Source organism: Rhizobium sp. CG5, assembly GCF_023701945.1.
Taxonomy (GTDB): domain Bacteria; phylum Pseudomonadota; class Alphaproteobacteria; order Rhizobiales; family Rhizobiaceae; genus Allorhizobium.
The window spans coordinates 19,922-34,997 of the sequence record NZ_JABAEF010000012.1; the positions used below are offsets into that span (position 1 = coordinate 19,922).

Here is a 15,076-nt window from a genome sequence, read left to right on the forward strand (position 1 = left end):
CACGTCGAGTATGAAACGGCTGCCCGCCACTACGCCCACGTCGACTGCCCCGGCCACGCCGACTACGTCAAGAACATGATCACCGGCGCTGCCCAGATGGACGGCGCGATCCTGGTCTGCTCGGCTGCCGACGGCCCGATGCCGCAGACCCGCGAGCACATCCTGCTCGCCCGTCAGGTTGGCGTTCCGGCAATCGTCGTGTTCTTGAACAAGGTCGACCAGGTCGACGACGAAGAGCTGCTGGAGCTCGTCGAGCTCGAAGTGCGCGAACTTCTGTCGTCCTACGACTTCCCCGGCGACGATATCCCGATCGTCAAGGGCTCGGCTCTGGCCGCTCTTGAAGATTCGAACAAGAAGATCGGCGAAGACGCGATCCGCGAGCTGATGGCTGCTGTCGACGCCTATATCCCGACGCCTGAGCGTCCGATCAACCTGCCGTTCCTGCTGCCGATCGAAGACGTGTTCTCGATCTCCGGCCGTGGTACGGTTGTGACCGGCCGCGTCGAGCGTGGTATCGTCAAGGTTGGCGAAGAAGTCGAAATCGTCGGCATCCGCGCCACCACCAAGACCACCGTGACCGGCGTTGAAATGTTCCGCAAGCTGCTCGACCAGGGCCAGGCCGGCGACAACATCGGCGCGCTGATCCGTGGCGTACAGCGTGACGGCGTCGAGCGTGGCCAGATCCTCTGCAAGCCGGGCTCTGTCAAGCCGCACACGACCTTCATGGCCGAAGCCTATATCCTGACCAAGGAAGAAGGCGGCCGTCATACGCCGTTCTTCACCAACTACCGTCCGCAGTTCTACTTCCGCACGACGGACGTGACGGGCATCGTTGAGCTGCCGGAAGGCACGGAAATGGTCATGCCGGGCGACAACGTCACCGTCAAGGTCACGCTGATCAACCCGATCGCCATGGAAGAAAAGCTGCGCTTCGCAATTCGCGAAGGCGGCCGCACCGTCGGCGCCGGCATCGTTGCCTCGATCGTCGCTTAATCCGAGCTCGGTTGATTGAATTAGGGAGGCCCTGCCGGCAACGGCGGGGCCTTTTCTGTTGGGAAATGCCAGATTGCCCGCTCCGCGGCCTGGCCCGAGGGAGGCGAGGGGTTGACGATGCCGCGCAGCGGCTCATGCCGGCGTCCTCCAGTCTCAAGGGGAGCCGGATCGACGATGTGACGGTCCCCGCCTCCGTCAACGGTGCCCTGAATGGCCCTCTGCCACGGTCCGCACGGCTGTCCGGAGACGGTGACAGGGGATTGCCAGTGATTGACCGTCGAAAACCAAAAAACAGACTTGCCAATCCGCGCGGAGCACCGTAAAGGGAGCGCCATGCCCGCAAGCGCAAGTTTGCAGGCGGTTTCTCGAAGGAGAAACAAGGCATAGGGGTATAGCTCAGTTGGTAGAGCGGCGGTCTCCAAAACCGCAGGTCGTCGGTTCAAGCCCGGCTGCCCCTGCCATTCCATCTGCCGGAAAGCGCATCAGGTTTGCTGCAGGACCGGCAGGGGACGAACCGGATAACGGTTAAATTTTCGCTGAAGATCGAATATCCCTTGTGAAAAAGGGAATCGGTGTTTATGTAGGGGTTCAAACAGACACGCGGTGCGTGGGGCTGAAATGTTCAGCTTTACGCGCCGTATATGCGTGGGCAATAGATGGCATCGAAGACAAATCCATTCGCGTTTCTGCAGCAGGTCCGCTCCGAGACGTCCAAGGTGACATGGCCGTCGCGTCGTGAAACCATGATCTCCACGGCTATGGTGTTGTTCATGGTCGTCTTTGCCGCGCTGTTTTTCTTTGCGGCAGACCAGCTGATCGGCTGGTTGATCAGCTTGGTGCTGAACGTCGGCAAATAATCGGGCGGAGACGAACATGGCGGCGCGTTGGTATATCGTCCACGCTTATTCAAATTTTGAAAAAAAGGTGGCCGAGGACATCGAGAACAAGGCGCGACAGAAGGGTCTGTCGCATCTGTTCGAGAGGATCCTTGTTCCGACCGAGAAGGTTGTTGAAGTTCGCCGCGGCCGCAAGGTCGACAGCGAGCGCAAGTTTTTCCCGGGCTACGTATTGGTGCGGGCAAACCTGACCGATGAGGCTTATCACCTTATCAAGAATACCCCGAAGGTCACCGGCTTTCTGGGGTCTGACAACAAGCCTGTTCCTATCCCGGACTTTGAGGCCGAGCGTATCCTTGGCCAGGTTCAGGAAGGTGTCGAGCGTCCGAAGTCTTCGGTGTCGTTCGAGATCGGCGAGCAGGTTCGCGTGTCCGATGGTCCGTTCGCATCGTTCAACGGCACCGTGCAGGATGTCGACGAGGAGCGTTCGCGCTTGAAGGTGGAAGTCTCCATCTTCGGTCGTGCAACCCCGGTCGAATTGGAATACGCCCAGGTCGAAAAGGTCTGAGCTTAAAGAAGGCGGGGCCTTGGGTCTCGCCTTAAAACGCGTGGAAGGATTGGGGATCTGAAGCCGGATCCATCGTCCGTACCACGCAACCGCAGCCGCCGGACATGTCCGGCATATCGGGGCCGGGAAACCGGTCCGTTACGAAAGGCAGAGAGAAATGGCTAAGAAAGTTGCAGGCCAGCTCAAGCTTCAGGTCAAGGCAGGATCGGCGAACCCGTCCCCGCCAATCGGCCCGGCGCTTGGTCAGCGTGGCGTAAACATCATGGAATTCTGCAAGGCGTTCAATGCCGCCACGCAGGAACTTGAAAAGGGCATGCCGATCCCGGTCGTCATCACCTACTATCAGGACAAGTCCTTCACCTTCATCATGAAGCAGCCGCCGGTCAGCTACTTCCTGAAGAAGGAAGCGAAGCTGACGTCCGGCTCGAAGACGCCCGGCAAGGGCCCGAAGGCTGGTTCCCTCACCAAGGAGCAGATCCGCACGATCGCGACTGCCAAGATGAAGGATCTGAACGCGGCTGACGTCGAAGGCGCAATGGCAATGGTCGAGGGCTCTGCCCGCTCCATGGGCCTGGAAGTGGTAGGTTGATCATGGCTAAGCTCGCAAAGCGCATGCAGAAGATCCGCGAAGGCGTTGACCCGACAAAGCTCGTTGCTCTGTCCGACGCCATCGTCATGGTCAAGGAACGGGCCGTCGCCAAGTTCGACGAAACCGTGGAAATCTCGATGAACCTCGGCGTTGACCCGCGTCACGCCGACCAGATGGTTCGTGGCGTCGTCAACCTGCCGAACGGTACCGGCCGTGACGTTCGCGTTGCCGTGTTCGCACGCGGCGCCAAGGCTGATGAAGCCAAGGCTGCTGGTGCCGATATCGTCGGCGCAGAAGACCTGGTCGAAATCGTCCAGGGCGGCAAGATCGACTTCGATCGTTGCATCGCCACCCCGGACATGATGCCGCTGGTCGGTCGTCTCGGTAAGGTTCTCGGCCCCCGCGGCATGATGCCGAACCCGAAGGTCGGTACCGTGACCATGGACGTCGCTGGCGCCGTCAAGGCTTCCAAGGGCGGTGCTGTCGAGTTCCGCGTCGAGAAGGCTGGTATCATCCATGCCGGTATCGGCAAGGCCTCGTTCGATGCCAAGGCTCTGGAAGAAAACATCAAGGCTTTTGCCGACGCCGTCGTCAAGGCAAAGCCGGCTGGTGCCAAGGGTAACTACGTCAAGCGCGTAGCCATCTCTTCGACCATGGGCCCGGGCGTCAAGATCGACCCGACCTCGGTTACCGCCGCTTAAAGAATTTGCCGGAGCCCTTGGAGGCTCCGGTTATCCAAGAATTTCCGGCCCTTCGGGGCCGGAGATGTCCGGGGAAACCCGGATTTCCTGTCCGAGATTGCTGGTGGCCTAGGCCTTAATCGTTTAGCCGGCATGAGACGGGTAAGACCCGGATTTTAAAGAGACGTTTCAACGTCTTGAAAAAAATCGGTTCGAGCCTTGTGTGCCTTGTGCCTGGAGCCTTCGGGTGACAGTGCGAGGGGACAGGATCCTCAAGCGCCGCTTGGGATCCGATGTGATTGGATCCCTTGAGGCAAAGGCAAACCCGGCAGGATCGTTGGATTTCGATCCTGTCAACTGGAGACAGACAGTGGAAAGAGCGGAAAAACGCGAATTCGTCACGGAGCTGAACGAAGTCTTTAAGGCTTCCGGTTCGGTTGTCGTGGCCCACTATGCTGGTGTCACGGTTGCGCAAATGAACGACTTCCGTTCGAAAATGCGCGCAGCTGGCGGTACCGTCAAAGTCGCGAAAAACCGCCTGGCCAAGATCGCTCTTCAGGGCACGGAAGCGGAAGGGATGTCGGACCTGTTCAAGGGTCAGACGCTCATTGCCTACAGCAATGACCCGATCACCGCTCCCAAGGTCGTCATGGATTTCGCCAAGACCAATGACAAGATCATTGTTCTGGGTGGTTCCATGGGAACAACGACGCTCAGCGCCGATGCAGTCAAGTCGCTTGCGACCCTGCCTTCGCTGGACGAACTGCGTGCGAAGCTGCTGGGCATGATCCAGACACCGGCTACCCGCATTGCAGGCGTTGTCGCAGCACCGGCAGCTCAGCTGGCCCGCGTGTTCGCCGCCTATGCCAAGAAGGACGAAGCCGCTTAAGGCGGATTTTTCGCTGTTATATCAAACCGGTTCGAACCGAATATAAGGAACTAGTAAAATGGCTGATCTCGCAAAGATCGTAGACGACCTCTCTGCCCTGACCGTTCTGGAAGCCGCAGAACTGTCGAAGCTTCTCGAAGAAAAGTGGGGCGTTTCCGCCGCTGCTCCGGTAGCCGTTGCTGCTGCCGGCGGCGCTGGCGCTGCTGCTGTCGTTGAAGAAGAAAAGACCGAGTTCGACGTTATCCTCGTCGACGTTGGCGCCAACAAGATCAACGTCATCAAGGAAGTCCGCGCTATCACAGGCCTCGGCCTGAAGGAAGCCAAGGACCTCGTTGAAGCCGCTCCGAAGGCTGTCAAGGAAGGCGTTAACAAGGCTGAAGCTGCTGATCTCAAGAAGAAGCTTGAAGACACCGGCGCTAAGGTCGACGTCAAGTAATATTGACAATCGTGGTCGGGAGAGGGTGACAAGCCCCCTCCCGGGCACAATTTCTGCGTGAACGGATTACCCAAAAGCCCGTCAAAACGGCTTTTGGGTAATGGGTTCTTCAAGAGGATAGTTTCGAACCGAACCGTCATTGGCAATCCGGCCTGCGGTTTCGGGATGTGAAACGAGATTGAAAAAATCCATTGATTGACGGGATCGACTGGCCATCGAACCCCGTCCGTTGCAGGCCCGGATGCAAAATTTAAAGGAGCGACGATGGCTCAGACCCTTTCGTTTAACGGTCGCAGGCGCGTACGCAAGTTTTTTGGTAAAATTCCAGAAGTCGCTGAGATGCCCAACCTCATTGAGGTTCAAAAGGCGTCCTACGACCAGTTCCTCATGGTTGACGAGCCTCAGGGTGGCCGTCCCGATGAGGGACTTCAAGCCGTGTTCAGGTCCGTTTTCCCGATCACCGACTTCTCCGGTGCGTCGATGCTGGAATTCGTGTCCTATGAATTCGAACCGCCGAAATTCGACGTCGACGAGTGCCGTCAGCGCGATCTGACCTACGCAGCGCCGCTGAAAGTGACGCTGCGCCTCATCGTGTTCGATATCGACGAGGATACGGGCGCCCGCTCGATCAAGGACATCAAGGAACAGTCGGTTTACATGGGCGACATGCCGCTCATGACCAATAACGGCACGTTCATCGTCAACGGCACCGAGCGCGTTATCGTCTCGCAGATGCACCGTTCGCCAGGCGTGTTCTTTGACCACGACAAGGGCAAGAGCCATTCGTCGGGCAAGCTGCTGTTTGCCGCGCGTGTCATCCCGTATCGCGGTTCCTGGCTCGACATCGAATTCGACGCCAAAGACATCGTCCACGCCCGTATCGACCGTCGCCGCAAGATCCCCGTGACCTCGCTGCTGATGGCGCTGGGCATGGACGGCGAAGAGATTCTCTCGACCTTCTATACCAAGTCGAACTATGAGCGCGACGCCAAGGGCGGCTGGCGCATTCCCTTCAATCCGGAAACGATGAAGGGCGCCAAGACGATTGTCGACCTGATCGACGCCGATACCGGTGAAGTCGCTGTCGAAGCCGGCAAGAAGATGACCCCGCGCCTGCTTCGTCAGTTGCAGGACAAGGGCCTGAAGGCCCTGAAGGCCACCGACGACGAACTCTATGGCAACTTCCTGGCCGAAGACATCGTCAACATGGCGACCGGCGAGATCTTCCTCGAAGCCGGCGACGAGATCGACGAAAAGACTTTGCCGATCATTCTGGATGCCGGTTTCACGTCCATTCCGGTTCTGGGCATCGACCATATCAATATCGGCGCCTATATCCGCAACACGCTGACCGCCGACAAGAACGAGAACCGCCAGGACGCGCTGTTCGACATCTACCGCGTCATGCGTCCGGGTGAACCGCCGACCATGGAATCGGCCGAAGCGATGTTCAACTCGCTGTTCTTCGATGCCGAGCGCTATGATCTGTCGGCCGTCGGCCGCGTCAAGATGAACATGCGCCTCGACCTCGAAGTCGCCGATACCGTTCGCGTTCTGCGCAAGGACGACATCCTGGCCGTGGTCCGGATGCTGGTCGAACTGCGCGACGGCAAGGGCGAGATCGACGATATCGACAATCTCGGCAACCGCCGCGTTCGTTCTGTCGGTGAATTGATGGAGAACCAGTACCGCCTGGGTCTGTTGCGCATGGAACGCGCCATCAAGGAACGCATGTCGTCGATCGAGATCGACACCGTCATGCCGCAGGACCTGATCAACGCCAAGCCGGCTGCCGCCGCCGTTCGCGAATTCTTCGGCTCCTCGCAGCTGTCGCAGTTCATGGACCAGGTGAACCCGCTTTCGGAAATCACCCACAAGCGCCGTCTCTTGGCTCTTGGACCGGGTGGTCTGACCCGTGAGCGCGCCGGCTTCGAAGTCCGCGACGTTCATCCGACCCATTACGGCCGTATTTGCCCGATCGAAACGCCGGAAGGCCCGAACATCGGTCTGATCAACTCGCTGGCCACCTTCGCACGCGTCAACAAGTACGGCTTCATCGAAAGCCCGTACCGCAAGATCGTCGACGGCAAGGTCACCACCGACGTTGTCTATCTGTCGGCCATGGAAGAAGCGAAGTATTACGTCGCCCAGGCGAACTCGGAACTGACCTCGGACTTCACGTTCGTCGAAGAGTTCGTGGTTTGCCGTCATGCCGGCGAAGTTATGCTGGCGCCGCGCGACACCGTGAACCTGATGGACGTTTCGCCGAAGCAGCTCGTGTCTGTTGCGGCAGCGCTCATCCCGTTCCTGGAAAACGACGACGCCAACCGCGCTCTGATGGGCTCGAACATGCAGCGTCAGGCCGTACCTCTGGTCCGCGCCGAAGCGCCGTTCGTCGGCACCGGCATGGAGCCGGTCGTGGCGCGCGACTCCGGCGCTGCCATTGCTGCCCGTCGTGGCGGCGTGGTCGACCAGGTCGATGCGACGCGTATCGTTATCCGCGCCACGGAAGATCTGGAATCGTCGAAGTCCGGCGTTGACATCTATCGCCTGCAGAAGTTCCAGCGTTCCAACCAGAACACCTGCATCAACCAGCGTCCGCTGGTCAATGTCGGCGACGTCCTCAACAAGGGCGACATCATCGCCGACGGTCCGTCGACGGATCTGGGCGATCTGGCACTCGGCCGCAACGCGCTCGTCGCGTTCATGCCGTGGAACGGCTACAACTACGAAGACTCGATCCTGCTCTCCGAGCGTATCGTGTCCGACGACGTGTTCACCTCCATCCACATCGAAGAATTCGAAGTGATGGCGCGCGACACCAAGCTTGGTCCGGAAGAAATCACCCGCGACATTCCGAACGTTTCGGAAGAAGCGCTGAAGAACCTCGACGAAGCCGGTATCGTCTATATCGGTGCGGAAGTGGCGCCTGGCGACATCCTCGTCGGCAAGATCACGCCGAAGGGCGAAAGCCCGATGACGCCGGAAGAAAAGCTTCTGCGCGCCATCTTCGGTGAAAAGGCCTCTGACGTTCGCGACACCTCGATGCGCATGCCTCCGGGCACCTTCGGCACCATCGTCGAAGTTCGTGTTTTCAACCGCCACGGCGTTGAAAAGGACGAACGTGCGATGGCGATCGAGCGCGAGGAAATCGAGCGTCTCGCCAAGGACCGCGACGACGAGCAGGCCATCCTCGACCGTAACATCTACGGTCGTCTGCTGGACATGCTGCGTGGCCAGACCGCGATTGCCGGCCCGAAGGGCTTCAAGAAGGGCGTCACGCTCGCCAATGATGTGATCAGCGAGTATCCGCGGTCGCAATGGTGGATGTTTGCCGTCGAAGACGAGAGCTTCCAGACCGAATTGGAAGCCCTGCGTGGCCAGTACGACGAGTCCAAGTCGCTGCTCGAACAGCGCTTCATGGACAAGGTCGAAAAGGTCCAGCGCGGCGACGAAATGCCTCCGGGTGTCATGAAGATGGTCAAGGTCTTCGTCGCTGTGAAGCGCAAGATCCAGCCGGGCGACAAGATGGCCGGCCGTCATGGCAACAAGGGCGTCGTGTCGCGGATCGTTCCGGTCGAAGACATGCCGTTCCTGGAAGACGGAACCCATGTCGACGTGGTGTTGAACCCGCTCGGCGTGCCGTCGCGCATGAACGTTGGCCAGATCCTGGAAACGCATCTGGGCTGGGCTTGTGCCGGCATGGGCAAGAAGATCGGTGCGATGCTCGACGCATACAAGGCAGGGGCTGAAATCCAGCCGCTGCGTGATGTGATCGACAGCGTCATCGGTTCCGGTCCGAAGGGTGAGCCGATCAAGGACTACGACGATGAGTCGATCGTCCGTCTGGCAGAACAGACCCGTCGCGGCGTATCGATCGCCACGCCGGTCTTCGATGGCGCGGTGGAAGCCGACGTCAACGAGATGCTGGTGCAGGCAGGCCTGAAGGAATCGGGCCAGTCGACTCTCTATGACGGACGTACGGGCGAACAGTTCGACCGTCAGGTGACCGTTGGCTACATCTATATGCTGAAGCTCAACCACCTGGTCGACGACAAGATCCACGCCCGTTCGATCGGTCCTTACTCGCTCGTCACCCAGCAGCCGCTCGGTGGTAAGGCGCAGTTCGGCGGTCAGCGCTTCGGGGAAATGGAAGTCTGGGCTCTCGAAGCCTACGGCGCCGCCTACACCCTGCAGGAAATGCTGACGGTGAAGTCGGACGACGTGGCTGGCCGTACCAAGGTCTACGAGGCGATCGTCCGAGGCGACGATACGTTCGAGGCCGGTATTCCGGAAAGCTTCAACGTTCTCGTCAAGGAAATGCGCTCGCTGGGTCTCAGCGTCGAGTTGGAGAATTCCAAGCTCGACGAGGCTCAGGCAGGCCAGTTGCCGGACGCAGCCGAGTAAGTGTTTTGACAAGGCGCGTGCTGGTCACCAGCACGCGCCGTATTCCCCAGGGTCGCCCGAAGTAATCTGTGGCGCGGCGAGGGGAGTTTTGCCGCATTTTGCGGTTATTGTCGTTTTTAGGGATCGGAGCGGCGTCCCGGGAATTCGCCGCATTCGAGACCAAGCTGAGGGCCATCGCGCCCCATGAAGGAGACAGGCATGAACCAAGAGGTCATGAATCTTTTCAATCCGCAGGTTCCGGCGCAGCATTTCGATTCCATCCGGATCTCGATCGCTTCGCCAGAGAAGATTCTTTCCTGGTCGTACGGCGAGATCAAGAAGCCGGAAACGATCAACTACCGCACGTTCAAGCCAGAGCGCGACGGTTTGTTCTGCGCCCGCATTTTCGGACCGATCAAGGATTACGAATGCTTGTGCGGCAAGTACAAGCGTATGAAGTACAAGGGCATCATCTGCGAAAAGTGCGGCGTTGAAGTCACGCTGTCGCGCGTTCGCCGTGAGCGCATGGGCCATATCGAGCTTGCAGCTCCCGTTGCCCATATCTGGTTCCTGAAGTCGCTTCCGAGCCGTATCTCGACCCTTCTCGACATGACGTTGAAGGATGTCGAGCGCGTTCTCTATTTCGAGAACTACATTGTCACCGAGCCGGGCCTGACGTCGCTGAAGGAAAATCAGCTTCTGTCGGAAGAAGAATACATGATCGCCGTCGATGAATTCGGCGAAGATCAGTTCACGGCCATGATCGGTGCTGAAGCGATCTACGAAATGCTGGCGTCGATGAACCTCGAAAAGATCGCCGGCGACCTGCGCGCCGATCTGGCCGAGACGACATCGGATCTGAAGCAGAAGAAGCTGATGAAGCGTCTGAAGATCGTCGAGAACTTCATGGAATCCGGCAACAAGCCGGAATGGATGATCATGAAGGTCGTTCCCGTGATCCCGCCGGACCTGCGTCCGCTGGTGCCGCTGGACGGTGGCCGTTTCGCGACGTCTGACCTGAACGATCTCTATCGTCGCGTCATCAACCGTAACAACCGTCTGAAGCGCCTGATCGAGCTGCGCGCGCCGGGCATCATCATCCGTAACGAAAAGCGCATGCTGCAGGAATCTGTGGACGCGCTGTTCGACAACGGCCGTCGCGGCCGCGTCATCACCGGCGCCAACAAGCGTCCGCTGAAGTCGCTGTCCGATATGCTCAAGGGCAAGCAGGGCCGCTTCCGCCAGAACCTGCTCGGCAAGCGCGTCGACTATTCCGGCCGTTCGGTTATCGTGACCGGTCCGGAACTGAAGCTGCACCAGTGCGGCCTGCCGAAGAAGATGGCGCTCGAACTGTTCAAGCCGTTCATCTACGCCCGTCTCGACGCCAAGGGTTATTCCTCGACCGTCAAGCAGGCCAAGAAGCTGGTTGAAAAGGAAAAGCCGGAAGTCTGGGATATCCTCGACGAGGTTATCCGCGAGCATCCGGTGCTGCTCAACCGCGCGCCGACGCTGCACCGTCTGGGCATCCAGGCCTTTGAACCGATCCTGGTCGAAGGCAAGGCCATCCAGCTGCATCCGCTCGTCTGCACGGCCTTCAACGCCGACTTCGACGGCGACCAGATGGCCGTTCACGTGCCGCTGTCGCTCGAAGCCCAGCTTGAAGCCCGCGTGCTGATGATGTCGACCAACAACATCCTGCATCCGGCCAACGGCGCACCTATCATCGTTCCGTCGCAGGACATGGTTCTGGGTCTCTACTATCTGTCGATCATGAACCAGAACGAGCCGGGCGAAGGCATGGCTTTCTCTGACCTCGGCGAATTGCACCACGCCCTGGAAAACAAGGTCGTCACCCTGCATGCCAAGATCCGCGGCCGTTTCAAGACGGTCGATGCCGAAGGCAAGCCCGTTTCGAAGATCTTCGAAACCACGCCTGGCCGCATGATCATCGGCGAACTTCTGCCCAAGAACGTCAACGTGCCATTCGACACCTGCAACCAGGAAATGACCAAGAAGAACATCTCCAAGATGATCGACACGGTTTACCGTCACTGCGGTCAGAAGGACACGGTCATTTTCTGCGACCGCATCATGCAGCTCGGCTTTGCCCACGCCTGCCGCGCCGGCATTTCGTTCGGCAAGGACGACATGGTCATTCCGGAAACCAAGGTGAAGATCGTTGGTGACACCGAAACCTTGGTCAAGGAATACGAACAGCAGTACAATGACGGCCTGATCACCCAGGGCGAAAAGTACAACAAGGTCGTTGATGCCTGGGGCAAGGCCACCGAAAAGGTCGCTGAAGACATGATGGCCCGCATTAAGGCTGTCGAGTTCGATACGGCCACCGGTCGCCAGAAGCCGATGAACGCCATCTACATGATGTCCCACTCCGGTGCGCGTGGTTCTCCGAACCAGATGCGTCAGCTGGGCGGCATGCGCGGCCTGATGGCCAAGCCTTCGGGCGAAATCATCGAGACGCCGATCATCTCGAACTTCAAGGAAGGTCTGACCGTTAACGAGTACTTCAACTCGACCCACGGTGCCCGTAAGGGTCTTGCAGACACGGCCTTGAAGACCGCGAACTCCGGTTACCTGACGCGTCGTCTCGTCGACGTCGCCCAGGATTGCATCGTCAACCTCGTGGATTGCGGCACCGACAAGGGCCTCACCATGACGGCCATCGTCGATGCCGGTCAGGTCGTGGCCTCGATTGGTGTTCGTGTTCTCGGTCGTACCGCGCTGGACGATATCGATCATCCGGTCACCGGTGTGCGCATCGTCGATGCCGGCCGCATGATCCTCGAAGCCGACGTCGTCGAAATCGAGAAGGCTGGCATCCAGTCGATCCGCATCCGTTCGGCTCTGACCTGCGAAGTTCAGACCGGCGTCTGCGGCGTCTGCTACGGCCGAGATCTGGCCCGCGGCACGCCCGTCAACATGGGCGAAGCCGTTGGCGTTATCGCCGCGCAGTCGATCGGCGAGCCGGGCACCCAGCTCACCATGCGTACCTTCCACTTGGGCGGCACGGCGACCGTGGTCGACCAATCGTTCCTGGAAGCCTCGTATGAGGGCACGGTTCAGATCAAGAACCGCAACATGCTGCGCAACTCCGATGGCAACCTGGTTGCCATGGGCCGCAGCATGGCCATCACCATTCTCGACGAGCGTGGTGTCGAGCGCTCCGCTCAGCGTGTCGCCTATGGTTCGAAGATCTATGTCGATGACAATGACAAGGTAAAGCGCGGCCAGCGTCTGGCCGAGTGGGACCCCTACACACGTCCGATGATGACGGAAGTGGAAGGTATCGTTCACTTCGAAGACGTCGTCGACGGTCTCTCCGTTCTGGAAGCCACCGACGAGTCGACCGGCATCACCAAGCGTCAGGTTATCGACTGGCGTTCGACCCCGCGCGGTTCGGATCTGAAGCCTGCCATCGTCATCAAGGACGCCGCCGGCAATGTTCTGAAGGTCTCGCGTGGCGGCGAAGCTCGTTTCCACCTGTCGGTGGATGCGATCCTCTCGGTCGAGCCGGGTCAGAAGGTGTCCCAGGGCGACGTGCTGGCACGTTCGCCGCTGGAAAGCGCCAAGACCAAGGACATCACCGGTGGTCTGCCGCGTGTTGCCGAACTGTTCGAAGCCCGTCGTCCGAAGGACCACGCCATCATCGCTGAGATCGATGGTACGATCCGCCTGGGCCGCGACTACAAGAACAAGCGTCGCGTCATCATCGAGCCTGCCGAAGACGGTGTCGAGCCGGTCGAATACCTGATCCCGAAGGGCAAGCCCTTCCATCTTCAGGAAGGCGACTATATCGAAAAGGGCGACTACATCCTCGACGGCAATCCGGCACCGCACGACATCCTGGCGATCAAGGGCGTGGAGGCACTTGCTTCCTACCTGGTCAACGAAATCCAGGAAGTCTACCGTCTGCAGGGCGTTGTGATCAACGACAAGCACATCGAAGTGATCGTTCGCCAGATGCTGCAGAAGGTTGAAATCACCGACGCCGGTGACTCGACCTATATCGTCGGTGACAATGTCGACCGCATCGAACTGGAAGGCGTCAATGACGGCCTGATCGAACAGGGCAAGAAGCCGGCTTACGGCGATCCGGTCCTGCTCGGCATCACCAAGGCCTCGCTGCAGACCCCGTCCTTCATCTCGGCCGCGTCCTTCCAGGAAACGACCAAGGTGCTGACCGAAGCAGCGATTGCCGGCAAGACCGACACGCTGCAGGGCCTGAAGGAAAACGTCATCGTCGGCCGTCTGATCCCGGCCGGTACCGGTGGCACCATGACGCAGATCCGCCGTATCGCCACCTCGCGCGACGACCTCATTCTCGAGGAACGCCGCAAGGGCAGCGGGGCAGATATTGCAACCCCGATGCTGCGCGACATGGCCAAGCCGGAAGCGGCTCCAGCCGCCGAATAAGGCTTGCGATCAAGGGTGCGATTTTGTCGCAGCCGTCGTTTTGATCATTGATAAACGCCCGGAGAAATCCGGGCGTTTTTGGCTTTTGGCGCGGGGCATGGCGGGGAGGGCCTTGATCCAGCGCAAGGTTCCAGTTTTTACGGATTCTAAACTGCCTTTGTTCACAACGAACGGAGGTTCTTATGAAAAAACTCGTTTCAACGGTTGCGGCAATCCTGCTGGCAACGGCAGCGTTCGCCGCCGATCCGGTTCCTGCCGATCTGCGCGACAGCGCGCTGGAAATCTTCAAGCCCCTGCCATCGACCACCCCCGCGGTCGCCCACAATCCGATCACGCCCGACAAGATTGCGCTCGGAAAGGCGCTGTTCTTCGATCCGCGCATCTCCGCCTCGGGCGTCTTCTCCTGCAATTCCTGTCACAACCTTGGCACCGGCGGTGACGACAATCTCGAGACCTCGATCGGTCACGGCTGGCAGAAGGGACCGCGCAACGCGCCGACGGTCTTCAATGCCGTCTTCAACAAGGCACAGTTCTGGGATGGCCGCGCCGAAGACCTTGCCGCCCAGGCCAAGGGGCCGGTCCAGGCCGGTGTCGAGATGGCCAACACGCCCACCCAGGTCGTGACGACGCTGAAGTCCATGCCGGACTACGTTGCCTGGTTCAAGGCGTCCTTCCCAGGCGAGGAGGATCCGGTCACCTTCGACAATTTCGCCAAGGCGATCGAGGCCTTCGAAGCAACCCTCGTCACCCCGGCGCCGTTCGACGCGTTCCTCAACGGTGACGACAACGCCATGACCGCCGAGCAGAAGCAGGGTCTGGCTCTGTTCATCGACAAGGGCTGTTCGTCCTGCCATGCCGGCATCAATCTCGGCGGGGAGGGGTATTTCCCCTTCGGCCTGATCGAAAAGCCCGGTGCGGATGTCCTGCCGGAAAACGACAAGGGCCGCTTTGCCGTGACCAATACGGCGGACGACAGCTATGTGTTCCGGGCAGCCCCCTTGCGCAACATCGCCCTGACGGCGCCCTATTTCCATTCCGGCAAGGTCTGGGACCTGAAACAGGCCGTCGGCATCATGGGCGTGTCGCAGCTGGGCGAGGCGATCAACGATCAGGAGAGCGACAAGATCGTCGCCTTCCTCGAATCCCTGACCGGCAGGGTTCCGGAGGTTACCTATCCGATCCTTCCGGCCGAAACGGACAAGACACCGCGGCCAAGTGGCGAGATCAAGCATAACTGACCGTTCATGCCGACAATAAAAGGGGCC

10 protein-coding genes and 1 tRNA gene are annotated in these 15,076 nt (G+C 59.5%); all 11 read left to right on the top strand.

Features of this window, described 5'->3' with window-relative positions; genetic code table 11:
- The coding region (gene tuf / locus HGO38_RS19115) for an elongation factor Tu (RefSeq protein ID WP_250957506.1) at positions 1–993 on the top strand (993 nt) is incomplete at its 5' end.
- A 385-nt stretch (positions 994–1,378) separates the two neighbouring features.
- Positions 1,379–1,454: transfer RNA gene (locus HGO38_RS19120), tRNA-Trp, on the top strand.
- A 195-nt stretch (positions 1,455–1,649) separates the two neighbouring features.
- A complete protein-coding gene (gene secE, locus HGO38_RS19125; protein WP_250957507.1) occupies positions 1,650–1,850 on the top strand; it encodes a preprotein translocase subunit SecE in 201 nt (66 codons plus the stop codon).
- A 16-nt stretch (positions 1,851–1,866) separates the two neighbouring features.
- Complete coding sequence (gene nusG / locus HGO38_RS19130) at positions 1,867–2,397, top strand: transcription termination/antitermination protein NusG (RefSeq protein WP_250957508.1); 531 nt, start codon at positions 1,867–1,869, stop codon at positions 2,395–2,397.
- A gap of 157 nt (positions 2,398–2,554) precedes the next feature.
- On the top strand, positions 2,555–2,986 hold the full coding sequence (gene rplK, locus HGO38_RS19135) for a 50S ribosomal protein L11 (protein WP_250957509.1): 432 nt from the start codon (positions 2,555–2,557) through the stop codon (positions 2,984–2,986).
- A gap of 2 nt (positions 2,987–2,988) precedes the next feature.
- Complete coding sequence (rplA, locus tag HGO38_RS19140) at positions 2,989–3,687, top strand: 50S ribosomal protein L1 (protein ID WP_250957510.1); 699 nt, start codon at positions 2,989–2,991, stop codon at positions 3,685–3,687.
- 349 nt (positions 3,688–4,036) lie between these two features.
- Positions 4,037–4,555 (top strand): 50S ribosomal protein L10, encoded by a 519-nt coding sequence (rplJ, locus tag HGO38_RS19145; protein WP_250957511.1) that lies wholly within the window; start codon positions 4,037–4,039, stop codon positions 4,553–4,555.
- A 58-nt stretch (positions 4,556–4,613) separates the two neighbouring features.
- Positions 4,614–4,991, top strand: coding sequence for a 50S ribosomal protein L7/L12 (gene rplL / locus HGO38_RS19150; protein ID WP_250957512.1), 378 nt, complete (start codon positions 4,614–4,616; stop codon positions 4,989–4,991).
- Positions 4,992–5,255: 264 nt separating this feature from the next.
- Entirely contained in the window at positions 5,256–9,398 is a 4,143-nt protein-coding gene (gene rpoB / locus HGO38_RS19155; RefSeq protein ID WP_250957513.1) for a DNA-directed RNA polymerase subunit beta, read from the top strand.
- A gap of 198 nt (positions 9,399–9,596) precedes the next feature.
- Positions 9,597–13,811, top strand: a complete 4,215-nt coding sequence (gene rpoC, locus HGO38_RS19160) for a DNA-directed RNA polymerase subunit beta' (RefSeq protein WP_250957514.1) — start codon at positions 9,597–9,599, stop codon at positions 13,809–13,811.
- Between the two features lie 182 nt (positions 13,812–13,993).
- Complete coding sequence (locus HGO38_RS19165; protein ID WP_250957515.1) at positions 13,994–15,049, top strand: cytochrome-c peroxidase; 1,056 nt, start codon at positions 13,994–13,996, stop codon at positions 15,047–15,049.
- The last annotated feature ends 27 nt before the right edge of the window (positions 15,050–15,076 follow it).

What these genes read in the sequence shown, in the direction of transcription:
- HGO38_RS19165 (WP_250957515.1), top strand. Translation starts at nt 13,994, where the DNA reads ATGAAAAAACTCGTTTCAACGGTTGCGGCAATCCTGCTGGCAACGGCA.
- rplL (WP_250957512.1), top strand. Translation starts at nt 4,614, where the DNA reads ATGGCTGATCTCGCAAAGATCGTAGACGACCTCTCTGCCCTGACCGTT.
- rpoB (WP_250957513.1), top strand. Translation starts at nt 5,256, where the DNA reads ATGGCTCAGACCCTTTCGTTTAACGGTCGCAGGCGCGTACGCAAGTTT.
- secE (WP_250957507.1), top strand. Translation starts at nt 1,650, where the DNA reads ATGGCATCGAAGACAAATCCATTCGCGTTTCTGCAGCAGGTCCGCTCC.
- rpoC (WP_250957514.1), top strand. Translation starts at nt 9,597, where the DNA reads ATGAACCAAGAGGTCATGAATCTTTTCAATCCGCAGGTTCCGGCGCAG.
- nusG (WP_250957508.1), top strand. Translation starts at nt 1,867, where the DNA reads ATGGCGGCGCGTTGGTATATCGTCCACGCTTATTCAAATTTTGAAAAA.
- rplK (WP_250957509.1), top strand. Translation starts at nt 2,555, where the DNA reads ATGGCTAAGAAAGTTGCAGGCCAGCTCAAGCTTCAGGTCAAGGCAGGA.
- rplA (WP_250957510.1), top strand. Translation starts at nt 2,989, where the DNA reads ATGGCTAAGCTCGCAAAGCGCATGCAGAAGATCCGCGAAGGCGTTGAC.